The sequence below is a fragment of the Natrinema sp. CBA1119 genome (assembly GCF_002572525.1).
Lineage (GTDB): Archaea > Halobacteriota > Halobacteria > Halobacteriales > Natrialbaceae > Natrinema.
On sequence record NZ_PDBS01000001.1, the window covers coordinates 95,348 to 118,679 of the forward strand.

Annotated in this window: 21 protein-coding genes; 14 read left to right on the plus strand and 7 right to left on the minus strand. The window is 64.4% G+C overall.

Going from position 1 to position 23,332, the window contains the following annotated elements; genetic code table 11:
* Positions 1 to 22: 22 nt before the first annotated feature.
* The 3 genes from CP556_RS00485 to CP556_RS00495 all read left to right on the plus strand — a co-directional run bounded on the left by CP556_RS00485 (position 23) and on the right by CP556_RS00495 (position 2,167).
* On the plus strand, positions 23 to 1,387 hold the full coding sequence (locus CP556_RS00485; protein WP_098723821.1) for an aminotransferase class III-fold pyridoxal phosphate-dependent enzyme: 1,365 nt from the start codon (positions 23 to 25) through the stop codon (positions 1,385 to 1,387).
* A 103-nt stretch (positions 1,388 to 1,490) separates the two neighbouring features.
* Positions 1,491 to 1,739: an AbrB/MazE/SpoVT family DNA-binding domain-containing protein gene (locus CP556_RS00490; RefSeq protein WP_098723822.1), complete on the plus strand. Its 249-nt coding sequence runs from the start codon at positions 1,491 to 1,493 to the stop codon at positions 1,737 to 1,739.
* Positions 1,739 to 2,167, plus strand: coding sequence for a type II toxin-antitoxin system VapC family toxin (locus CP556_RS00495; RefSeq protein WP_098723823.1), 429 nt, complete (start codon positions 1,739 to 1,741; stop codon positions 2,165 to 2,167). Before CP556_RS00490 ends, CP556_RS00495 begins: the two co-directional genes overlap by 1 nt.
* 40 nt (positions 2,168 to 2,207) lie before the next feature.
* Here the strand turns inward: CP556_RS00495 and purD are convergent, their stop codons facing one another.
* Positions 2,208 to 3,500: a phosphoribosylamine--glycine ligase gene (gene purD, locus CP556_RS00500; protein WP_098723824.1), complete on the minus strand. Its 1,293-nt coding sequence runs from the start codon at positions 3,498 to 3,500 to the stop codon at positions 2,208 to 2,210.
* Between the two features lie 141 nt (positions 3,501 to 3,641).
* Here purD and thyA point away from each other — a divergent pair, with 141 nt between their 5' ends.
* The 8 genes from thyA to CP556_RS00535 all read left to right on the plus strand — a co-directional run bounded on the left by thyA (position 3,642) and on the right by CP556_RS00535 (position 14,548).
* Entirely contained in the window at positions 3,642 to 4,658 is a 1,017-nt protein-coding gene (gene thyA, locus CP556_RS00505; protein WP_098723825.1) for a thymidylate synthase, read from the plus strand.
* Positions 4,655 to 5,212 carry a dihydrofolate reductase gene (locus CP556_RS00510; protein WP_098723826.1) on the plus strand — a complete coding sequence of 186 codons (558 nt, stop codon included), beginning with the start codon at positions 4,655 to 4,657 and terminating at the stop codon, positions 5,210 to 5,212. The genes thyA and CP556_RS00510 overlap by 4 nt, the downstream gene beginning before the upstream one ends.
* A gap of 627 nt (positions 5,213 to 5,839) precedes the next feature.
* Positions 5,840 to 6,448, plus strand: a complete 609-nt coding sequence (locus CP556_RS00515; RefSeq protein ID WP_176548076.1) for a calcium-binding protein — start codon at positions 5,840 to 5,842, stop codon at positions 6,446 to 6,448.
* 373 nt (positions 6,449 to 6,821) lie between these two features.
* On the plus strand, positions 6,822 to 7,259 hold the full coding sequence (locus tag CP556_RS00520; protein ID WP_098723827.1) for a calcium-binding protein: 438 nt from the start codon (positions 6,822 to 6,824) through the stop codon (positions 7,257 to 7,259).
* Between the two features lie 242 nt (positions 7,260 to 7,501).
* Positions 7,502 to 10,228, plus strand: coding sequence for an aconitate hydratase AcnA (gene acnA, locus CP556_RS00525; RefSeq protein WP_098723828.1), 2,727 nt, complete (start codon positions 7,502 to 7,504; stop codon positions 10,226 to 10,228).
* 159 nt (positions 10,229 to 10,387) lie between these two features.
* Positions 10,388 to 12,616, plus strand: a complete 2,229-nt coding sequence (locus CP556_RS00530; RefSeq protein ID WP_098723829.1) for a thioredoxin domain-containing protein — start codon at positions 10,388 to 10,390, stop codon at positions 12,614 to 12,616.
* Between the two features lie 199 nt (positions 12,617 to 12,815).
* Entirely contained in the window at positions 12,816 to 12,986 is a 171-nt protein-coding gene (locus CP556_RS25695; RefSeq protein WP_176548077.1) for a hypothetical protein, read from the plus strand.
* Entirely contained in the window at positions 12,983 to 14,548 is a 1,566-nt protein-coding gene (locus CP556_RS00535; protein ID WP_098723830.1) for an acyl-CoA carboxylase subunit beta, read from the plus strand. The genes CP556_RS25695 and CP556_RS00535 overlap by 4 nt, the downstream gene beginning before the upstream one ends.
* Before the next feature lie 54 nt (positions 14,549 to 14,602).
* Here CP556_RS00535 and CP556_RS00540 read toward each other — a convergent pair whose 3' ends face one another.
* Positions 14,603 to 14,983 (minus strand): TlpA family protein disulfide reductase, encoded by a 381-nt coding sequence (locus CP556_RS00540; protein ID WP_098723831.1) that lies wholly within the window; start codon positions 14,981 to 14,983, stop codon positions 14,603 to 14,605.
* Positions 14,984 to 15,393: 410 nt separating this feature from the next.
* Here CP556_RS00540 and CP556_RS00545 point away from each other — a divergent pair, with 410 nt between their 5' ends.
* Both CP556_RS00545 and CP556_RS00550 read left to right on the plus strand, forming a co-directional pair.
* A complete protein-coding gene (locus CP556_RS00545; protein ID WP_098723832.1) occupies positions 15,394 to 16,377 on the plus strand; it encodes a PLP-dependent cysteine synthase family protein in 984 nt (327 codons plus the stop codon).
* 100 nt (positions 16,378 to 16,477) lie between these two features.
* Positions 16,478 to 17,248: a hypothetical protein gene (locus tag CP556_RS00550; protein ID WP_098723833.1), complete on the plus strand. Its 771-nt coding sequence runs from the start codon at positions 16,478 to 16,480 to the stop codon at positions 17,246 to 17,248.
* A gap of 132 nt (positions 17,249 to 17,380) precedes the next feature.
* Here the strand turns inward: CP556_RS00550 and CP556_RS00555 are convergent, their stop codons facing one another.
* A complete protein-coding gene (locus tag CP556_RS00555; RefSeq protein ID WP_098723834.1) occupies positions 17,381 to 17,695 on the minus strand; it encodes a hypothetical protein in 315 nt (104 codons plus the stop codon).
* A gap of 92 nt (positions 17,696 to 17,787) precedes the next feature.
* Here CP556_RS00555 and CP556_RS00560 point away from each other — a divergent pair, with 92 nt between their 5' ends.
* Positions 17,788 to 18,129, plus strand: a complete 342-nt coding sequence (locus CP556_RS00560; RefSeq protein WP_176548078.1) for a helix-turn-helix domain-containing protein — start codon at positions 17,788 to 17,790, stop codon at positions 18,127 to 18,129.
* A gap of 378 nt (positions 18,130 to 18,507) precedes the next feature.
* Here the strand turns inward: CP556_RS00560 and CP556_RS00565 are convergent, their stop codons facing one another.
* The 4 genes from CP556_RS00565 to CP556_RS00580 all read right to left on the minus strand — a co-directional run bounded on the left by CP556_RS00565 (position 18,508) and on the right by CP556_RS00580 (position 23,279).
* Complete coding sequence (locus CP556_RS00565) at positions 18,508 to 19,134, minus strand: DUF5804 family protein (RefSeq protein WP_098723836.1); 627 nt, start codon at positions 19,132 to 19,134, stop codon at positions 18,508 to 18,510.
* A gap of 288 nt (positions 19,135 to 19,422) precedes the next feature.
* A complete protein-coding gene (locus CP556_RS00570) occupies positions 19,423 to 20,601 on the minus strand; it encodes a tRNA sulfurtransferase (RefSeq protein ID WP_098723837.1) in 1,179 nt (392 codons plus the stop codon).
* Between the two features lie 75 nt (positions 20,602 to 20,676).
* The gene (locus tag CP556_RS00575; RefSeq protein ID WP_098723838.1) at positions 20,677 to 21,936 is read right to left on the minus strand and encodes an MFS transporter; all 1,260 of its coding nucleotides are present in this window, start codon (positions 21,934 to 21,936) and stop codon (positions 20,677 to 20,679) included.
* Between the two features lie 137 nt (positions 21,937 to 22,073).
* Positions 22,074 to 23,279 (minus strand): methionine adenosyltransferase, encoded by a 1,206-nt coding sequence (locus tag CP556_RS00580; RefSeq protein ID WP_098723839.1) that lies wholly within the window; start codon positions 23,277 to 23,279, stop codon positions 22,074 to 22,076.
* Positions 23,280 to 23,332: the final 53 nt, after the last annotated feature.

Sequence of the window (23,332 nt, forward strand, 5' to 3'; positions counted from 1 at the left end):
CGATGCCGGTCGTAGGTGTCGTATGGACCGAGCAACGGTCGAACCGCAGGTAGAGACCATTCCCGGCGACCGGGCCCGCGAATGGGTCGACTACCACCATCGGTTCGCCGCCCCGAGCACGTACGTCTACGAGTTCGTCTGGGACGCGGGCGGCGAGGCCATCGGCCCGTTCTGCACCGACGTCGACGGTAACGTCCTGCTCGATTTCACGAGTCACGTCGCCGCCGCGCCGCTTGGCTACAACAATCCGACGATCCGCGAGAAACTCCGCGCGTTCGATCCCGTCGATCCGCTCAAAATCGCGGGTCAGGACTTCTACGTCAGCGGCGGCGGCCGACCCGACAACCCTGACTTTCCCGGGCCGACGCAATTGATGGATCGACTGGTCGCGATGACCGACCACTACGACATGGACCGGGTCTTTCTCTCGAACTCCGGCGCGGAGGCCGTCGAAAACGCCATCAAAATCTGCTACGCCGCGGGCGGCCACCGCGCGATCACGTTCGACGGCGCATTCCACGGCCGAACGCTCGGCGCGCTCTCGCTCAACCGCTCGAAGGCCGTCCACCGGAGCGGCTTTCCCGAAATCCCCGGCGTCGTCAGCGTCCCGTATCCCGACACCGACGAGGCATACGAAACCCGCTGGCGGACCGACGGCCCCGGCGGGAACGTCGTCGCCGACGCGCTCCACCCCGAGCGCGGTGTCGTCGATCCCGCGGAAGTCGCCTACCTCATCCTCGAGCCGATTCAGGGCGAGGGCGGCTATCGAGTGGCCCATCCTGCGTTCGCCCGCGACCTCGAGGTGCTGCGCGAGAAGTACGGCCTCCGGATCGTCGCCGACGAGATCCAGTCCGGACTCGGACGGACGGGCGAACTGTGGGCCGTCGATCACCTCGATCTCACGCCGGACGTCATCACGAGCGGGAAGGGCCTGCGCGTGGGCGCGACGATCTCGCGCTCGGACGTCTTCCCCACCGAAAAGAGTCGGCTCTCCTCGACGTGGGGCGCGGGGGATCTCGTCGCCGCCATGCAGGGCGTGCTCACGATTGATGTCATCCACGAGGACGACCTCCTCGCGAACGTCCGCGAGCGAGGCGCGCAGTTCCGGACGCGACTCGAGGACGCAATCACCGACGGCGACGCACCCGGCGCGATCGACGTGCGCGGCCGCGGGCTGATGCTCGCCGTCGAGTTCGAGACGAAGGAACGGCGGGACGCGGTGCTCGAGGGCGCGTTCAAACGCGGGCTGTTGACCCTCGGCTGTGGCTACAAGACGCTGCGATTGCTGCCCCCGCTCGACGTCACCGAGCGGGAGATCGAACTGGGTGCGGGACTGTTGCTCGAGGCGATTGCTGACGTAGACGGGACCGTCGGTGAAGCGAGATGACTTCTCATCTCGGTCCACTATCGACGCGGGTACCGAGGTCGGCCGCCGATCGTAGGAAAATTAGGGCCCAAATTATTTTTCGGCGGACCGTCTAGAGTCGAGTATGTCACACCGGGTCGAAGACGAAACGACAGTAAACGACAGCTACTCGGTAACAGTGCCCGCAGCCGTCCGGAATGAGCTCGATATCGAGTCCGGTGACAAAATCCGCTGGCGTGTCGACGAGGATGGGACCCTGTCAATCGAGGTCGTTACGCAACGGTATGGTGCGTTCTCCGAACTCGAGCCGGTCGATATCGGTGAAGAGACGAACGCGGCCGACGATCACGATCTCGTCGCCGGTGACTGCTGATGGCCCGCGCCGTAGTTGATGCGAACGTTTTCATTGGCGCTCGGTTATCGCGGGATCAAAATCACGAACGCGCCGCTGCCATCTTGGAAGCGTTCGACCGAGGTGCTCTTCCGACCGCATACGTGTTGAGCGATGTCCTCGAGGAGAGTATCAACTATCTCCAAGCGAGGAGTACGCACGATGTCGCCGTACAGACGCTCGATGCGCTCATCGAGAGCAGCGGATTCAAAATCGTCCACACACCGAAACGCGATGTCGATTCCGGACGGTCACTGTTCCGGAAGTACGAATCGCTCTCGCTGACGGACGCCGTTATTGCGGCTTCGATGCGACGGCAAGAACTCGAGTATCTCTATTCGCTCGACGACGGGTTCGATGCTGTCGATGGTATTACTCGACTGACGACGCCGGCCAACCCGTTCGAATAGCTCGTTTGTGTCGCGGTGTCTGCTCCTTCGAACAGGCACCTCACTCGCCGCGGAGTTCGGTCATGTGATCGATCCGGCGCTGGATGAGGTCGGCTTTGCCGATGTCGTGGCGAACGCGCAGTCCCTCCTCGCCGGCGACTGCGAGCGCGTCTTCGGCGATCTCCTCGGCCTCGCTGATCGAGTCGGCGACGCCGACCAGCGCGAACGATCGGGAGGTAGTCGTGTAGATCCCGTCGTCGCGCTCGTCTACACTGGCGTAGTACAGCAGGGCGTCGCCCGCGCTCTCCTCGTCGACCTGCACCTTCGCGCCGGCCTCGGGGTCCGTCGGGTAGCCGTCCGGGACAGCGTACTTGCAGACCGTCGCCTGTTCGGCAAAATCCAGCTCCGGCGGCGCGTCGCCGTTCCGGGCGGCGGTCAGAACCTCGAGGAAGTCGGTCTCGAGCACCGGCAGCGTGTTCATTGCCTCGGGGTCGCCAAAGCGGGCGTTGAACTCGACGACGCGGGGACCGGTGGTGGTCAGCATGAACTGGCCGTAGAGGATCCCGCGGTAGTCGTCGAGGGCGTCGACGGTGGCTTCGATGATCGAGACCGCCTCGTCGTAGTCGCCTTCGGTCATGAACGGCAGTTCGTCCGTCGCGTCGGTGTAGCTCCCCATGCCGCCAGTGTTCGGCCCTTCGTCGCCCTCGTAGGCGCGCTTGTGGTCCTGCACCGCGGGTGCGGTGTGGAACTCGCCGTTGGCGACGAACGCCTGGACGGTGAACTCCTCGCCGATCAGTCGTTCCTCGAGAACGATCCGGTCGTAGCCGGCGTCGCGGATGTACTCTTTGCCCTCCTCGGCAGTGACCTGATCGCCGATGACTTTGACGCCCTTGCCGCCGGTGAGGCCGACCGGTTTGATCGCGAGGTCGCCGTCGTACTCGTCGATGTAGTCGCAGGCTGCCTCCATGTCGTCGAACGTCTCGAAGTCCGGACAGCCCGGAATGTCGTTCTCCTGCATGAACTCCCGCTGGAAGGCCTTGTCCGTCTCGATGCGTGCGTCGGCTTCTTTCGGGCCGAACGGGTAGACTCCCGCGGCCTCGAGTGCGTCCGCGAGGCCGACTTCGAGGGGTGCTTCGGGGCCGATGACGGCGATGGTCGCGTCGACCGCCTCGGCGTAGTCGACGACGGCCTCCGGATTCGTCGTCTCGAGCGTTTCGAACCCGGCCGCAATTCGCGCGATACCAGGGTTTCGGTTGCTGGCACAGGCGTACAGGTCTGCCTCGCTGTCCTCGAGCGCGCGGGCGATGGCGTGTTCGCGGCCGCCACCCCCGATCAGGAGCACGTTCTCTCGCATGGTCGAAAGCGGAACGCACGAACCTGTAAGCGTTGCTCTTTCCTCGAGCGGAAATATGCACGTTCGTGGTGGCTAGCGTAGCGGCCCGGGTCGATCGACGGGACGTAACGATGATAAATACGCGTCCGAATGAGGATGATAATGCAACAGTACCTCGAGCTCGTCGACACCGTGCTTTCGACGGGAACCCACAAGCCCAACCGGACCGGCGTCGACACGATTTCGTCGTTCAGCGAACACTACGAGGTCGACCTTCAGGAAGGGTATCCGCTGTTGACGACCAAGGAGATGGACGGTTACCGCTGGAACTCGATGCTGCACGAGGTCTGCTGGTATCTCTCCGGCGAGGAACACATCCGCGACCTCCGCGAGGAGACCAAGATCTGGGACGCGTGGGCCGACGAGGACGGAAAGCTGGATACGGCCTACGGCCGCTTCTGGCGTCGGTTTCCGGTCCCAGACGGGGACGCGCAACTCGAGGGCGAGTCCTGGCCCGACGCGGGCCACCAGTGGGTCACGGAGGAGACGGACGGCCGGAAGACGTTCGATCAACTGCAGTACGTCATCGATACTCTCTCGGACTCGCCGAACTCGCGGCGGCTCGTGGTCAACGCGTGGCATCCCGCCAACGCGGCCGTCTCGACGCTGCCGCCCTGTCACTACTCGTTCGTCTTCAACGTGCAGGGTGACCGGCTGAACTGCCATCTCACGCAGCGCTCGGGCGACACCGCGCTCGGGATTCCGTTCAACATCGCAGCGTACGCGCTTCTGACCAAAGTTATCGCCCAGCAGACGGGCTTCGAACCGGGCACGTTCGCCCACACCGTCGTCGACACCCACGTCTACTGCGGCCGCGGCGCGCGCGGCGACTGGTACGCAGACAACCTCGAGTCCCTCCAGTCGCGGCTGGCCGACGCCGACGAGCGGGCGGACTACCTCGAGATCACGGACTGGCTCGAGTCCGAAGCGCCGGCCGAGGCCGAGGGCGACGAACGGCTCGATCACGTCCCCGGCCTGCTCGAGCAACTCTCGCGGGAGCCACTCGAGCGCCCGATGCTCGAGGTCGCCGACGTCTCGATCGACGAACTGTCCTACGAGGACGTCGAGCTTCGAGGCTACGAGTCACACGACGGACTCGAGTTCTCGGTGGCCGAATGAGCGGGGACCGGGACGCGGCGGCAGACGCGACGCAGGACCTCGAGACGGACCGCGAACTCGTCGGCATCGTCGCCGTCGCCGACAACGGTGTCATCGGCAAGGACGGAGACATGCCGTGGCATATCCCCGAGGACCTCCGCCACTTCAAGGAGACGACGATGGACCACCCCGTCATCATGGGACGAGTGACGTACGAGGGCATTCTCGAGACGCTGGGCGAACCGCTTCCCGGCCGAACGACGGTCGTGCTGACGAGTCGAGACCTCGAGACGCCCGAGGGAGCCGTCGTTGCCCACGGGCTCGAGGATGCCCTCGAGACGGCGGAGGCGGCCGCGATCGAGCGCCACGGCGGAACCGATCGAATATTCGTCGCTGGCGGTGCGACCGTCTACGAACAGTTTCTGCCCGTGGTCGACCGGCTGATCGCGACGGAGGTTCATGACGACCCCGACGGCGACACGTCGTTTCCGGAGTGGGACCGGGCCGAGTGGAAACTCGTCTCCCGAGACGAGCGGGACGGGTTCGCCTTCCTCGAGTACGTCCGTCGCGAGTGAGCGACACCGCTCCACGAAACCAGTTCGCAACGGGGTTTCTGACGCATTCGTAGCACCGTAATCGCGGTTTGAAAGGGGATGGTGGTCGTGTAGCAGAGCGGTCCGCAGTAGCGACGAGACCGATCGATTGCAGTCACGCTCGACCGGGACGGGGCGCCGTTCGAACCGTCAGGGGCCGGTGGTCGGAATCGCAGACAGTCACGGAACGTGACGGCTTTCCGGTGCTGACTTCCCGTTGGACAGTCCGAGGAAAGTGTTTGTTTCGCTGTACAGTTAGTTCCGGACCGTTACTTCCAATCAGGAAACCGCACGAGTACGGAGCTATCGAGTTGGAATTTCGGAACCGCCATCAGTGAGTATCGTCTGGGAACTGTCACTCATTACATTACACGCGGTGGGTTTTAACGAAAGCGAACTCCGATCGCTGAATTCGGTTGCGATCGATAAACAATCATTGCTGACAGGTCTACGCCCCGCCCCGTAAAACGCCGAATTAGGCCACGAGAAGCCACAGTAGCCGAATTGGTTGCTTACAATTTGAATTAGAGGGTGAAACGATGGCCCCGACTTATGCGAAAATTGGGCCAAGAACCGTCTACCCCGAATAGGGGCCTCAGAGTGAGAGACATGACAGAAGAAACTGATAGCGGACTATTCGACGACTCGCGGCGATCGTTCATGAAGAAAGGAGCCCTCACTGCAGGCGCAGTGGCGCTCGGAACTGCAGGTGCTGGAACCGCAGCCGCTCAGGACGGTGGCGACGGCGAAGTGCTCGTCCACGCGGACAACTACTTCCCCGGTGCGGATTTCACCGTCGCGGCGGCGCTGAACAACCAGACGAGAGACGACCTGCTCGAGGAGACCGGTGCGGCCGACGAGTTCGACAGCCCCGACGACTGGGACGCATACATCATCACCTACGACTTCGGTGGAACTTCCCCGTCGATGGGCATCCTGATGACGGAGGAAGCCGACATCAGTCAGGGCGACAGCGAGACGATGGGCACGGACGGCCAGTTCCGTAACACCGAACTGGCGATGGTCGAAGCGACGCTCGGCGCCACCGGCAACAGCGCTGAGGACAGTGACGGCGGCGATGGTGATGACGGCGACGATGGTGGTGACGGCGGCGATGGTGGTGACGGCGGCGATGGTGGTGACACGGCAGGAAACGGCGCTGACAACGATTCTGCCGGCGGAGATGGCGGTGGCGGCGGCGGTGCCGGCGGCAACTGATCCGGCCGTTTTCGTTTCTCCTTCCGTTTTTTGCGTACCGGTAGTGGCGAGTCCCCGTTGACGATCCTGTCAGGGAATCCATCGGAAGTAACTGGCAAACGCCACTGGAGTACAAGTCGACCAGACAGATCGTCACAGACGATCCCTTGATCGCTCGCGACGAGCACGACCGCGTCAGACACAGCACGTGTCGTTGCACGGAAAACGGTCTATTTCAACGCCCATTTCGGCCCCGCCGCTGAAACGCCGGCGAACGACCGGCGCAGCGGATCTACGATCAGTTACCTAGAAATTGATCGCGTTGGTTCAGGGAAACGGCCGCGGTAACTTATCCGGGTCAGTCGCGGATAGCTACCGGCAGCTCACGAGAGACATGACAAACGACCCATATGACTTAACCGACGATTCGAGACGATCGCTCGCGAAGCGAGGGACGGTCGCCGCCGGGGCGCTGGCGCTCGGGACAGGCGCGCTCGCGGGGACTGCGGCCACACAGGACGATGAGGAAGAGGTGGTGATATTCACTGAGGACTACATACCCGGCGCCGACTTCGATGTCGTGGGTGAACTCGAGCAGGGATCGACGATCGACATTCTGCAGTCCTTCGACGTCACCGAGGAGACAGTCGTCGACGATCCGTCGGACTGGGACAGCTACATCATCCAGTACGACATCGACGCCGACGCCGGTATCCTCGCGGTCCTCTTCACGGAGGAGGTCGAACTGAGCGTCGGCGACAGCGAGACGATGTCCGAAGACGCGGGGTTCCGAAACTCGAGATTGAGCGCGGTCGAGGTCAACCTCGACTGACCTCGTAGAGAGACGACAGTTCCCTGTCTCGACGTAGCCGTCACGCGATCGGTCGGCCCGCCGTGGGTCGATCACCGACTCACAAGCCGTTCGAGAGTCGCCACTCGACAGCTATCGGCGTTGGCTCGTTTTTTCGAGTCGATTGCCTCTCTAGTTCGTGCCATAGGCACTCATACAAGGAATATAATGATCCTTCAGACAATTCTCGGGGACTTGAATACCCCCCGGTTCGAAGGCGACGTATGGCAATCGACCAGTTCTCGGACGCAATCCGGGAGTTCGAACACGACGGCGAGACCTACAAGATGGCCGATCTCACGGTCCTCGAGGAGCAGGGGCTCTGTGACCTCGAGAAACTGCCCGTGAGCATTCGGGTGCTGCTCGAGTCCGTCCTCCGAAATGCCGACGGCGAGATGATTTCGGCCGAGGACGTCGAAAACGCGGCCTCGTGGGAACCGGACGTCCCCGACGTCGAGGTCCCCTTCCAGCCCTCGCGCGTCGTTCTTCAGGATCTGACCGGCGTTCCCGCAGTCGTGGACCTCGCGGCGCTGCGCTCGGCCGCGGATCGCGCGGGCAAGGAGCCCTCGATCGTCGAACCCGAAGTCCCGTGCGACCTCGTGATCGACCACAGCGTTCAGGTCGATTACTTCGGCAGCGAGGACGCCTACGAACAGAACGTCGAACTCGAGTACGAGCGAAACGAGGAGCGATATCGTGCGATCAAGTGGGCCCAGCAGGCCTTCGAGGACTTCAACGTCGTCCCGCCGGGAACGGGCATCGTCCATCAGGTCAACCTCGAGCACCTTGGCAAGGTCGTTCACGCACGCGAGGAAGACGGTGAACAGTGGCTCCTGCCCGACACGCTAGTCGGTACCGACAGCCACACCCCCATGATCGGCGGGATCGGCGTCGTCGGCTGGGGTGTTGGTGGCATCGAGGCCGAGGCAGCCCTTCTGGGGCAGCCCATCACAATGACGCTACCCGAAGTCGTCGGCGTCAAACTCACCGGTGAGTTGCCGGAGGGCGCGACCGCGACCGACCTCGTGCTCCACATCACCGAGAAGCTTCGCCAGGTCGGCGTCGTCGACAAGTTCGTCGAGTTCTACGGCCCTGGTGTCTCCCAGCTTTCGGTCGCCGACCGCGCGACGATCGCCAACATGGCCCCCGAGCAGGGATCGACGATCAGCATGTTCCCGGTCGACGACGCAACGCTCGACTACCTCGAGTTGACCGGCCGCGACGACGACCACATCGAACTGACCAAGGAGTATCTCGAGGCGCAAGGTCTCTTCGGCGAGCACGATCCGGAGTTCACCGAGGAAGTCGAGTTCGACCTCAGCTCCGTCGAGCCCAGCCTCGCCGGTCACAAGAAGCCCCACGCCCGCATTCCGATGGGCGACCTCGACGAGCACTTCCCGACGCTGCTCGCGGAGGAAGGTGTCATTGACTCGGGCGCTGCGGAGGGCGACGGCGGACTCGTCGCCACGGACCAACCCGGCCTCGACGAGAAGATCCCCGTCACGCTCGAGGACGACACCGAGGTCGAGATCGGCCACGGTTCGGTCCTCGTCAGCGCGATCACGTCCTGTACGAACACCTCGAACCCGTCGGTGATGGTCGCCGCGGGCCTACTCGCACGCAACGCGCTCGAGCAGGGCCTCGACGTGCCCGACTACGTCAAGACCAGTCTCGCACCCGGGAGCCGGGTCGTCACGGAGTACCTGAAGCAGGCCGACCTGCTCGACGACCTCGAGGGCCTGGGCTACAACGTCGTCGGCTACGGCTGTACGACCTGTATCGGGAACGCCGGCCCGCTGGCGGACCCCATCGAGGCCGCGATCGACGAGCACGACCTCTGGACGACCAGCGTCCTCTCGGGCAACCGCAACTTCGAAGCCCGCATCCATCCGAAGATCCGCGCGAACTACCTCGCCAGTCCGCCGCTGGTCGTCGCCTACGGCCTCGCGGGCAAGATGGACATCGACCTCGAGAACGAACCGATCGGCACGAACGACGACGGCGAAGACGTCTTCCTCGAGGACGTCTGGCCGGACCCACAGGAGGTCACGGAGACGATCCACGAGAACGTCTCCGCCGAGTTGTTCAGAGACAAGTACGCGAGCGTCTTCGAGGGCGACGAGCGCTGGGAGGCCCTCGACGCGCCCACGGGCGAAGTCTACGACTGGGACGACGAGTCGACGTACATCCGCGAGCCACCGTTCTTCCAGGACTTCCCGCTCGAGGAACCCGGCGTCTCCGACATCGCGGACGCGCGCTGTCTGCTCACGCTCGGCGACACCGTGACGACCGACCACATCAGCCCGGCGGGGCCGTTCAGCGAGGACCTGCCCGCCGGCCAGTGGCTGAGCGAACGCGGCGTCGAACCCTACGAGTTCAACACCTACGGCTCTCGCCGCGGGAATCACGAGGTCATGATGCGTGGCACCTTCGCGAACGTCCGCATCGAAAACCAGCTGCTCGACGGGAAGGAGGGTGGCTACACGATTCATCACCCGACCGGTGAGGAGACGACCGTCTTCGAGGCCTCCGAGCGCTACCGCGAGGACGACACCCCGCTCATCGTCATGGCCGGCGAGGAGCTAGGGACCGGCTCGAGTCGCGACTGGGCGGCCAAGGGGACCGACCTGCTGGGCATCCGCGCCACGATCGGCCAGAGCTACGAGCGCATCTACCGCGACAACCTCCTCGGCATGGGCGTCCTGCCCCTGCAGTTCGAAGACGGCGAGGGCTGGGAGGAACTCGGCCTTGACGGGACCGAGACGTTCGATATCCGCGGGCTCGACGACGGACTCGAGCCCAACGCCGAACTCACCGTCGTCGCGGAAGACGATGCGGGCGAGACGACCGAGTTCGACGTGACCGCACAGGTCGGCACGCCCGCGGCGGTCGAGTACGTCGAGAACGGCGGTGTGCTCCACCTCGTGCTCCGCCGCCTGCTCACAGAATAGGGAAACAGGGGGACTCCAACCCCTCGTCAGACCGATCTCGGCTAACTCGATCACTGCAGTTCTTTTCCGAGGTGCGATCGGCGTCTCGACAGATACACGCGAGAGCGGTCGCCTCCGGATCACCCGTTGCTTTTAGCCGCGTCGGTCGTAGAACCGCCCATGAACGATCCGACCCGGCGCAACCGGCTCGAGGAGGAGGAAAGCCCCTATCTGCGCCAGCACGCGGACAACCCCGTCAACTGGCAGCCCTGGGATGAGCAGGCCCTCGAGGCCGCCAAAGAACGCGACGTGCCGATCTTCCTCTCGATCGGCTACTCGGCGTGTCACTGGTGTCACGTCATGGAAGCGGAGAGTTTCGAGGACGAGTCGGTCGCCGAGGTGCTCAACGAGAACTTCGTCCCGATCAAGGTCGACCGCGAGGAGCGTCCGGACGTCGACAGCATCTACATGACCGTCTGCCAGCTCGTGACCGGACGGGGCGGCTGGCCGCTCTCGGCGTGGCTCACCCCCGAGGGGAAGCCCTTCTTCGTCGGAACGTACTTTCCCCGAGAGGGACAGCAGGGACAGCCCGGCTTTCTCGACCTCTGCGAGCGCATCGCCGACTCCTGGGAGAGCGAGGACGACCGCGAGGAGATGGAACACCGCGCACAGCAGTGGACCGACGCGGCGAAAGACCGGCTCGAGGAGACCCCGGACGCGGCGGGAGCCGGCACCGAGGCCGGTACCAGCCCGGAGCCGCCATCGAGCGACGTCCTCGAGACGGCCGCGGACGCGACGCTGCGAAGCGCCGACCGCCAGCACGGCGGCTTCGGCTCCGGTCAGAAGTTCCCCCAGCCCTCGCGCCTGCGCGTGCTCGCTCGAGCGTACGACCGAACCGGTCGCGAGGAGTATCTCGAGGTGCTCGAGGAAGCCCTCGACGCGATGTCCGTGGGTGGGCTCTACGACCACGTCGGCGGCGGCTTCCATCGCTACTGCGTCGATCGAGACTGGACGGTCCCTCACTTCGAGAAGATGCTGTACGACAATGCCGAGATTCCGCGGGCCTTTCTCGCGGGCTACCAGCTGACGGGTGAGGACCGCTACGCCGAAATCGTCGCGGACACGCTGACGTTCGTCACTCGGGAGCTGACCCACGACGAAGGCGGTTTCTTCAGCACGCTCGACGCCCAGAGCGAGTCCCCCGAGACCGGCGAGCGCGAGGAGGGCGCGTTCTACGTCTGGACGCCCGAGGAAGTGAGAGACGTACTCGAGAACGAGACCGACGCCGCCCTCTTCTGTGCGCGCTACGACATTACGGAATCGGGCAACTTCGAGGGACGGAACCAGCCCAATCGCGTCGCGCGGGTGTCCGAACTCGCCGGACAGTTCGATCTCGAAGAGCACGAGATTCTGAAGCGACTCGAGTCGGCTCGCCAACAGCTATTCGAGGCCCGCGAGGAGCGGCCCCGTCCCAACCGCGACGAGAAGGTACTCGCGGGCTGGAACGGGCTACTGATCTCCACCTTCGCCGAGGCCGCGCTGGTGCTCGGCGAGGACGAGTACGCCGAGACCGCGGTCGACGCCCTCGAGTTCGTACGGGATCGACTCTGGGACGAAGACGAGCGACGACTGTCACGGCGCTATAAAGATGGGGACGTCAAGGTCGACGGCTACCTCGAGGACTACGCGTTCCTCGCTCGTGGCGCGTTCGATTGCTACCAGGCCACCGGCGACGTCGACCATCTCGCGTTCGCGCTCGAACTGGCCCGCGTCATCGAGGTCGAGTTCTGGGACGCCGAGCGCGGCACGCTCTACTTCACCCCCGAGAGCGGCGAGTCGCTCGTCACGCGACCGCAGGAGCTGGGCGACCAGTCGACGCCCTCCGCGACCGGCGTGGCGCTCGAGACGCTGCTCGCGCTCGACGAGTTCGCGGATAGCGAGGGATCAAAGATCCCTCGGGAAGACGGCGAAGCCGTCGACGAAGACTTCGAGGGGATCGCGGCCACGGTCCTCGAGACCCACGCGAACACCATCGAGGCGAACGCGCTCGAGCACGCGACGCTCTGTCTCGCCGCCGACCGACTCGAGTCGGGTCCACTCGAGGTGACGATCGCCGCCGAGGAACTCCCCGAAGCGTGGCGCGACGGGTTCGCGTCGCGGTACTTCCCGGACCGGCTCTTCGCGCTGCGACCGCCGACCGCGGACGGACTCGAGGCGTGGCTCGAGACGCTGGGGCTCGAGGACGCACCCCCGATCTGGGCGGGCCGCGAGGCCCGCGACGGCGAGCCGACGCTGTACGTCTGTCGCGATCGGACGTGTTCGCCGCCGACGCACGAGGTGGCGGACGCGCTCGAGTGGCTCGGCGATTCGGGCGAGAACACGGAAGGCGAGTCTGACGCGCCGTTCTGAACCTGCGGCAGAACTGCCCCAGTCCGCGGAGCCGCCGGCGTTCATCTCGAGACGGAACGTTCCAGCTGCCACGTGATGCGGCGGTCTCACGCGTTCTCGACGTGCCACGTCTATTGTTAGCACTCGACCTGACGTTCGAGAACAATGTTACCGCATCTCGGAGATTCTTGTACGTAGTTAGCCAAGTCCGAGAGAGACAATGGCAATCACGTTCGACGATCGGCCGATCGAGGAGAGCGCGACGGACAATCACTTCCCGATTCGACTCCCCGACCTCGTACAAGTCGACGAGATGATCGGTAGAGACGGATTACAGACGGGAACGAACGAGATGCGGACGTTCGAATTCCGGGAGGCGTGTCTCGAATGAGCGACGATCCGTTCGAGGAAGTCGCCGACGCGAAGCGGTCACTCTCCGACGAGGCGCGCGAGGAGGCCGCCGCACGCCAGCGCGACCTCGGTAAGCTAACCGCCAGAGAGCGCGTCGATTACTTGCTCGATGAGGGGACGTTCGAGGAGATCGGCCGCCTCGCGTCGCCGATGCCGACGACGCCCGAAACGACCGACTGGGAGCGCGAGGATGCACCGTCCGACGGCGTCGTGACGGGCTACGGAGAGATCGACGGCCGCTCGGTCGCGCTGATCGCCACCGATTTCACGGTCAAGGGTGGCTCGATCGGCCACGCCGGCGGCCGAAAGATGTCGCGGGTCACCGAGCGCGCCCTCGATCGCGGGCTGCCGCTGCTCATGCTCCACGACGGCGGCGGTCACCGCATCCAGGAGGGGCTCGACGCCGCTCCCTTCGCTCGCGGCGACAACGGCTTTTCGAAGCGCCAGACCGCCCTCTCCGGGTGGGTCCCGGTCGTCTCGGCGATGATGGGGCCGGCCTTCGCCGCGCCGACCAACTTCGCGGCGCTGTCGGACTTCGTGCCGATCGTCGAGGGGACGGGAACGATGGGCGTCGCCGGCCCGTCGCTGGTCGAAGCCGCGCTCGGCGTCGACGGCACCAAGGAGGAACTCGGCAGCGCGCGGTTTCAGACGACCGAGACCGGCATGGCAGACCTCGCCTGCGAGGACGACGAGGCCTGCCTCGACGCGATCCGGACGTTCCTCTCGTACCTGCCGCGAAACGCTCGCCGGGAGCCGCCGTCGGCCGACTCGCGACCGCCGGCCGTCGACGGCGAGCGGTTGCGAGATATCATCCCCTCGAGCCCGCGAAAGGCGTACGACATCGACGCGATCGTCGAGGGGATCGTCGACCGGGACTCGGTGTTCGAACTGAAGCCGACCTACGCGCGGAACATCGTTACCGCCTTCGCTCGCCTCGAGGGGGAGCCGATCGGCGTCATCGCCAACAACCCCCGGATCAAGGCCGGAACCATCGATACCGGCGCATCGGAGAAGGCGGCCCACTTCGCGGCGATCTGCGACGCCTACGGGCTCCCGATCCTCACGCTGGCCGACGTACCCGGAATCCTGCCCGGCCCGGACTCGGAGCGCGAGGGGATCGCTCGCCACTCCGCGAAGCTCCCGTTCGAACTCGCGCGTGCGACGGTCCCGATCGCTAACGTCGTCCTCAGACGCGGCTACGGCTTCGGCTACGTGGCGATGGGTGGCGGCCGCTCGATCGACTCGGAACTGACGGTGCTGTGGCCCACGGCCGAAGTCGCCGCCATGGGCATCGAGGGGGCCGTCGACATCGCGTACCGCCGAGAGATCGAGTCCGCGGACGACCCCGAGGCCCGACGTTCGGAACTGATCGAGAAGTTCAAGGACAGAACCGACGCCGTCCGAGCGGCCTCCCGCGTCGGAACCGACGGCGTCGTCCAGCCCGAAGACACCCGCGACCGGGTCTTGCGCGCGTTCGCTCGAGCGGACGAACCACACGAGGACGACTGGCCGCCGAAGAAACGGCCGATCAACCCGATCTGAGCGCCTCGGGTTTCCTGTTGCCCGTTTTCGTTGATCAGTCCGATCGAACTGGAACTACGCCGACTCGGGCGCGGCCTCGATTTCCTCGGCGAGCCAGACCGCAGGCGTCACGTCCTCCTCTTCGACGAACCGCGTAATTTCCTCGCCATCGTCGTTCTCGACCACGATCGTCGGAATGTACTCGATATCGTACTCGTCGACGCCGGGCCCCTGCTTGTCCTTGTCCAGACTGAACTCCTCGATGCGCTCCTCGGGGACCGCGGCGGCCTCGAGCGCCGCGCCGAAATCGGGCAGCAGGGCGCGACAGTCCTTGCACCAGTCGCCGCCCCAGATTTTGTACACCAGTTCGTCGTTGTGCGCTTCGAGCGTCTCGACCGCCTCCTCGTAGGACGCCGCGTCCCACGTGGGGTTCGGCCGCATAGTCTCGAGACTCATACCCACGGTTTACGGCTCGGACGGCTTAACCGCGGTGTTTCTGGCAGGTCTCCGCTCGAACGTCCGTCCGGCATTGCTTGTACTCGGCCGACCGACCTCCGCTGGGTGGGACTGAAAGGGGCTGACGGGGTCGGGGAAGACGGGCGACGAAAGCACTGTCCGAACGGAGTGAGGACAGCGCGCAGCGAGCCCCTCGAGTCGACCCCGTCAGGGGCTTTCTGGGTAATTGCGGTTCCGAAACGCGCGTCGTGAGAGGAAACGCGACTGACGACTAGCCGACACGTTCCGTCTGAGTCCAGCACTAGTTTCTCCTGTTTGCTGTGAGTCAGTGAACGGATTCGCCGACGCTGGCGAATCCGTGTAACTCGTTACAGCAAACAGTATACGTCTCGATTCCATAGACCGTGCCAATGAAAGGGAGTATCCTGGACACCATCGGCTCGCCGCTCGTCCAGGTCGATTCGCCGGAGGGCGTGACGGTCGCCGCGAAGATCGAATCGTTCAACCCCGGCGGCTCGGCCAAGGACCGGCCGGCCCGCGAGATGATCCGGGCAGCCGAGCGCGACGGCCTGATCGAACCCGGCGACTCGCTCGTCGAACCGACCAGCGGCAACACCGGGATCGGCCTCGCGCTCGTCGCCGCCGCCCGCGGCTACGACCTGACGATCGTCATGCCGTCGGACAAGTCGAAGGAACGCCGGCAGATCATGGCCGCCTACGGGGCCGACCTCGAACTGGTCGACGGCGAAATGGCCGACGCCCGCGCTCGCGCCGACGAACTCGAGGCCGAGGGCGCGATTCAACTCGGCCAGTTCGAGAACCCGGCCAACCCCGATGCGCACTACAAGACGACCGGCGAGGAGATCATCGAGCAGGTCGGCGACCGCGAGATCGACGCCTTCGTGGCCGGCGTCGGCACCGGCGGCACGATCTCGGGCACCGGCCGCCGACTCCGTGAGGCGTTCCCCGAGATGGATATCGTCGCCGTCGAGCCGGCCAGAAACGCCGTCCTCTCGACGGGCGAGGCCGGCAAAGACGAGTTCCAGGGCATGGGGCCCGGGTTCATCAGTGACAACCTCGACCTCGACCTGCTCGACCGGGTCGAGACCGTCAAACTCGAGGACGCCGAGGACGAGTGTCGTCGCCTCGCGCGCGAAGAGGGCGTCCTCGTGGGCCAGTCCAGCGGTGCGACGAGTCTCGCCTCCCAGCGCGTCGCTCGAGAGATCGCCGATCCCAGCGTCGACTGTCCCGAGGTGCCGACCGCGTTCGACGAGGCGAGCGAGGCGGCATCGCCGGAAACCGACGGCGGTCAGGCGGCCGAGGACTGCCCGCTGGTCGTCACCGTCTTCTGGGACAGCGGCGAACGGTATCTCTCGACCGGCCTCTTCGACTGAGCGGGGAGCGAGCGAGGCGCTCGAGGAATCGTATCTAACGAAAAGAGTCCTTTCACCTAGCCGAACCGCCTTTACCTCCCCGTTCGTACGGTCAGTTACGATGACACGTCCCTCCAGACGGACATTGTTAGGTAGCACTGCGACGCTGATCGGTCTCTCGGCTGGCTGTATCGCCGACGGCACCGGAAGTCCGACCGACGACGATGATGACCGGGACGATGCCGATGAAGGCTCGCCGGCCCCTGACAGTAACGAGAGCGACCCAAAGTCGGTCGGCGAGGACGGAGACATCGAGGATCTCCCGAACGGAGTGGCCGGTTACCGGACGCTAGCCTATCAGTACGGTTCGTCGTCGACGGAGTCCGACGTGGGGCTCCTCCGGGACGCCGACGACGCTGCGAACTGGCTCGAGGAACGATCCCCGTCCGACACCGAGTCGCTCGACGAGTTCGTCGACGAGACCGATTTCGAGACATCAATCCTCGTCTCGCTCGAGTCTACTACGCCCACTCCGTGTTACGAGATAGACCTCGAGTCCATCGACGTCGTCGAAAGCGACGGTGAGGACGACACCGGTACCGACGGCGACGACGAAAGCGAGGGGGGAGGTGACGACGACGGTACCGACGAACTCGTCCTCGAGGCGGCGGTTCGGGACACGTCGGCCGAGGACGAGGTCTGTGCCCAGTCGATCGCGACCGTCGGCCGCCTGGTTCGGGTGACGTTCGAGACGGAACCGCTGACGACCATCTCGGCGACCATCGTCGGTCACGACGGCAGTACCTCGAGCGTCTCGATGGCCAGCGACAGTGCATCAGCATCCGAGAGCACGAGCGTCGATTCGGCATCGGGCAGCGGTAGCGATAGCTAACCCGGCAACAGTAGGTGAACAGTCCTCGGTAATCTATAGTAGTCACTGAAAGTCAATGCACACCTGATCGCACGATTGCGTTGCGATCAGTGTGTAAATCGTTTCAGTGGCTACTATAGCGCAGACTCGTAATCATACCCAGTCGTGATCCTCGATGCCCTCGTAATGCTTCAGGCGACTGTCGATCTCCCAAGACTCCCAGCTGCATTCGTGGTAGAGGACGTCGGCGAGTTTGTCGAAGTTACTCTTGTTGAGTTCGATACCGCGGTTCCCGCGGTAGGTAATGTAGGGCTCGCTGCGAAGGTCGGCGTAGACATCACGCGCAGTCGGGTAGTCGCCATCGATTGCTGAGAGATTGAGGAGAGCTTCCTCTGTGATCGGTGTGCCCCACTTGTGTTTTGCTATCATCGTCGCCAAGAGGGCGCATTTCACCGACGGCTTCTCCATATCGGTGGATGAAACCACGTTCATATAAATCCAGTTAATCGGGGTTAACGCTAGTGGAAATACTTATAAACGCTCTGGCAGTGTTTCTCTGTATGGGTAGTATGGAGTACGCGGCTGATCGGGGAGAGAAGAAGGAACTCCGGAAGGAGCACCCCAGTGGGTGGCTCTACCTCACTCAGCACGACGCTATCCCGATCCTTGTAGACGCGTTGCTCGATCTTCCGCCGAACCGCGAGTTCAACAAAACCGAATTCGCAGAGCACGCTGGCGTCACGCGCCAGACCGTCGGCAATTACACTGACATCCTACTTGAGGTCGAACTCATCGAGGAGGTTCCGGACACGTCTCCGCGTCGGTACCGGGTTGCGGACAGTACCGTCGTCCGCGAACTCTTCGAGTTGAACAGCGCGCTCAACAGCGTCGGCGGCAAGTAGCAGTAGTCCGCGAGGAACGGGAGGAGTCGATAGGGGCCGAAATTCATCTGGACTCTAGAAGATTCAGTGGGATTGTTGGTAATTCAACGCGCTGAGTATACTTCGGTACCTGTCGATCCACTCCACTCCGAAGGTGCGAATTTTGACTAGATTACTGAGGACTGTAAAAGGGTCTGAGTGCTATAGTAGCATTGGTAGTCAGCAAGTTCGGTTTCGAGTTTCCTGTTTAGCAGGGAACTTTTGGCAGAGTCTGTAGGGTTCGATAGACGCTCCGGTAATTACTTCGCCTGCACTGAATGAAAATTTCATAGATAACTCTGTGTGAATATGCCGCACTACTATCTACTGCTGACGGTTCGTGACAATTCGAGAACCCGATCACGGAGAGTATTCGGCTTCGGTCAGGCGGACGGCGAGGGTGTCTTCGACGTCTCGGAGATCGTACTCGGGGAGTTCGCCGCCGGTCCGGCGCACGTACAGCGGTTCGACGAGGCGATGGGTCGGCTCGGTGGACCTCGCTCGCTCGGCTTCGCCCGAGGCGGGGTCGTCCGTCACCTCACTCTCGTCTCCGCCCGTCGCGTCGGTCGTAGCGGTCGAATCACGGTCGGTCTCGGGACTCGACCCCGTTGGCTCGGTAGCACTACCGTCGTCCGGCTCGGTCCCCGCGCCGATCCGCTCGAGACCGTAGATCTTGCAGAACTCGGCCGTTTCCACCGGCTCGGTTTCGCCGTTTCGGAGCCGTTCAGCCAGCGGTCGCGAGAGCCACTCCGCGTCGCTGATACTGGGTTCCTGGACAAGCGCCTCGTCCACGAATCGCGTGAGATACCAGTTGAGGTCGTTCAACAACGAGACGGCAGCCCCGACGCTAACCGTCCGAACGGCGAGCGAGTTCTCGAACGGCCGCTCGAGGTTGTACGTCGCGAGAGCCTCGCGGGACGTCTCCCGGGAGAGCAGTTCGTACTGGAGATTGCTCCCGTCTTTGCCGACGAGACAGACGCGGGTCACTGTATTGTGGTGGGTGCGACGGTGTAATGTCGGTTTCGGCTTCTAGATGTGAATTCCAGTGGAGCGTATTCTCTCAGATACACAGCTTTCCATGGGACCACAACTGTGATGAAAGCCCCTGGACGGCTCGAGTCGGGCGGCTCGCTGTGGTCCTCGGTCGCTCGTCCCTCGCTCCCTGCGGTCCTTGCATCGCCGTCCTTCCTCGACCCGCCCAGCCCCTTTCAGTCCCACCCAGCGGTGGTAAGCCAAGCGGTCTACGAGCGACGGGAAAGCAACGTATTCGAAGCATCAGGGCTCGACCAGATCCGCGTTCTTCGCCGCTTCCTCGGCGCGCTCGAGCAAGTCGTCCGGCTCCGCCGCGAGCAGCGGCTCGAGGCGGGCGTTGGTCTCGACCTGATCGGGAGTGACTCGGTTACAGCCCGCGTCCATGGTCGAATCGGTGTAGGTCCCGATTTCGCGGGCCTGAGCGACGATATACTGTTTGTCGCGGGTGAGGAGGGGACGGTGGATCGGCAGTCTGGTCGTGCGACTGGTGACGCCGAGGTTTCGAACGGTCTGGCTGGACTTCTGGCCGGCGGCCTCGCCGGTGACGATGCCGTCCGCGTCGACGCGCTCGGCCAGCGTTTCGGCGGCGCGGTAGAAAAAGCGCCGCAGGGAGAGCATTCGGCCCTGCTCCATCTCGCTGACGAGGAGATCGACGGTCTCGCCGCCGGGAATCTCGTAGACCTGCATGCCGAAGTTCGGCGCGTACTCGGAGAGGATCCGGACCGTCTCGAGCGCGCGCGCCTCGTGGTCGATCCCGCCGTAGTCGCCGAGGTCGACGTAGGCCGGGATAACCGGGCTCCCGCGTTTCATCATCTCGTAGGCCGCGACGGGCGAGTCGATGCCGCCGCTGACCAGCGCGATGACCGGCTCCTGCGAGCCGAGCGGGAGGCCGCCGGGGCCGTCGACCTGCTCGAGGTAGATGAACGCCACGTCCTCGCGCACCTCGACGCCGAACGTGAGATCCGGATCGTCGAGGTCGACTTCGGGCTCGAACTCGTCCGCGACGGTCTCCCAGATAGCGGTGCCGGCCTCGCGGGCCAGCTCCTCGCTGTCGTAGGGGAGCGTCTTGTCCGACCGGCGCGCGTCGACCGCGAACGTCCCGCCGTCGTAGTGCTCGCGAGCGGTCTCCTCTACGGCCTCGAGGATCCGCGCCTTCTCGATGCTGACGGTCAGGGCGGGACTCGCGGAGACGACGCCGAAAGTGTCCGCCGCGGCTGCGGTCGCCGCCTCGACGGCGTCCTCGCTCGTGTGAATCAGCGGCCGGTTCCACCGGCGCTCGACCTCGCCGGGAACCGATCGGTCGGCGAGGAGCGCCTCGAGGTTCTCCGCGAGGAGCCCCTCCATGTACCGCTTGACCCTGTTGCTCTTGGTGTTGACGTCCCCGTGACGGACGAGGACGGTGTCGGCTCCCGGCGGGTGCATGGACTGTGCTAGTCGGCCGCGGCTATAAGGGGGTTACGAGGGGCGAATCGGTCTCGAACCGCTTCGGAGGGCGGGTCAGATGGCGGATTCCTCGACCGTCGGACTCAGGCTCCCCGTGTAGCTGTATATCCCGGCGACGAGAACCGCCCCGGCCAGCAGCGGAACGATCGCACTGAGCGCGTACAGCACATCGTAGCCGACCGCATTGGCGAAGGGCAGGGAAATCAGCGGGCCGAGTCCCCCGCCAACGTCGCCAAAGATGTTGTTGGTCCCCATCGCTCGACCCATCCGCTCCTCGGGCGTCAGATCCGCGAGGAGTGCAGTCAACGGGCCGCCGACGCCGCCCTGGCCCGCGCCGATCAACCCGCAGGCGAGGATGACGGCTCCGAACGAGGGTGCGACCGTGAGCACGACGAACCCGGCGCAACTGGTCGCGAGGAAGGCGAGCAGGACGGGCATGCGAGCGCCGACGGCGTCGCTGATCTTCCCGCCCGAAATAGTGAAGACGGCTCCCGAGAGGGCGGAAACAGCCATCAACAGTCCGGACGTCCCCTGTTCGCCGTAGTCGATGCCGTAGCCCGCGAACTCGAGCGAGAGCGTCAGCGACTCGACCTCGAGGTAGAGGACGAGCGTCGAGAAGAGGACGCCGATGTACGCGAAGTAGAGCCCGAAGTTGACCAGGCCGACGGTGAGCGCGGGCAGGGTCGTCTCGAAGTCCCAGGGGCTGATCGACGAGTCGACCGACTCGACGTGCGTCTCGGGGACGATGAAGTAGGCGATAATACTCGCGAGGCCGGCGAAGGAGGCCGCGAGGACGAACGCAGCGACGTTGCTGTAGACTTCGCTGACGATCCCGCCGAGCACCATCCCGGCGGGGAAGCCGAAGGTGATCCCGGCTCGGACGATACCCATGCTCGTTCCCCGCGAACTGGCCTCGCTGACATCGGCGGTGATGGTGTAGGCCGTCGCGAACACGAGCGAACTGCCGATCCCCCACGTGACTCGCGCGACGACGAACCAGAGCTCCGGCATCGCGGATTCGATCGCGATCACGTAGCCGAACGTCGCGAGCCCCTCGATCGCTAACCCGGCGACGAACGGTTTCCGGGTCCCGATCCGATCGACGAGGACGCCCGCGGGTCCGTTCGCGACCAGCCGGGTCCAGCGGTTCGCCGAGAGGATGACGCCCACCATGAACGCCGAAATTCCCAGTACCTCGCCGAGATTCGGCAGGATGGGGAAGACGACGCCGCCACCGAAGCCGACGAAGAAGGTGCTCGCGACGACGGCGTAGACGACGGGGCGTTCGGTCGATTTCGAACTCGAGTCGGACACGGGCGGTCACTGCGTGTTTCGATTCGTAACGCCGTACGATTGCCCCGTTCTTGACTATTCCGACGGCACACGTGTGATGCCGGTTCCACTCGCTGACTTCCACGGATTCCGGTTCGAGAAAGAAACGCTGCGGCCGGTTAGAACGTCGAGAGCTCGCCCTCGATCACGCTGCGGGTGATCCCGGTGACGTCGGCGAGTTCGCGGTCGACGATCGCTTCGACATCGGCCTCGACGTCCGAGATCGCGACGCCGTCGTCGGTGACGACGTGCACGTCGGCGACGTGTGGCTGGTCGATGGGGCGGCCGATCTGGGAGAGGAGGCGCACGCGCAGGTCGCGGATCCCGTCCACGTCACCCACGACCTCCTCGGCGATCTGCGTCGAGAGCAGGTTGTAGATCTTCCCGATGTGGTTGACCGGGTTCTTCCCGCTGGTCGCTTCCATCGACATCGAGCGGTTGGGCGTGATGAGTCCGTTCGCGCGATTGCCCCGACCGACGGAGCCGTCGTCACCCTGCTCGGCGGAGGTGCCGGTGACGGTGAGGTAAATCGAGCCCTCCTCGTAGTCGTCGGCCGTATTGACGTGGACGTTGACCGCGCGGTCCGTATGCTCGCGCGCGACACCGTCGACGAACTCCCGGACGGACTCGACGGCCTCGATGTAGCCGTCCATGTTCGGGATGTACTCGTCGACCATCGCCGCGGCGACGGTGACGTCGATCTCCTCGCCCTCGCGCTTGCCCATGATCTTCACGTCCGGACCGAGCGCCGGATTCTCCGCCGCGTACTCGCCGTTCAGTCGTCGCTCGGCCTCGAGGACGATCTCCTCCGTCTCGGTCAGCGGCGCGTGGCCGACGCCGAAACTCGTGTCGTTGGCCATCGGGACGCTCACTTCGTCCTCGCCGAAGACCTCCTGTAAGTCGCCGCTACCCTCGCCGAGTTTCACGTCCACGACGACGTCCTCGCCGACGGTCAGCTGGGGGATGTTCTCCTCGAGGTACTCGCGGGCGGCCCGCAGCGCGATGGTCTCGGCGGGGATCGTCTGACCCTCGTAGTGTTTGGTCGCGCGGCCGACGATCAGCAGGTAGATGGGGTCGACGACTTCGCCGCCGCCGAAGGCCGGTGCCGCCTCGCCGGCGACGAGTTGCGTCTCGTCGGTGTTGAAGTGAAGCACTTCGCCGACTCGGTCGAGATACTCGCGTGCGAGCGCCCCCGCGACGCTCTCGGCGATCCCGTCGCAGATGGAGTCAGGGTGTCCGATTCCCTTTCGTTCGACGATTTCGACTTCCTGGTCTTCGACCGCTTGCCGCTCGATAGACTCGATCCGGATGTTCCGCTTACTCATTGACGGGAGTTGACGGACCGAGTTCGTATAACTTGCGGAAACAGATACGGCCC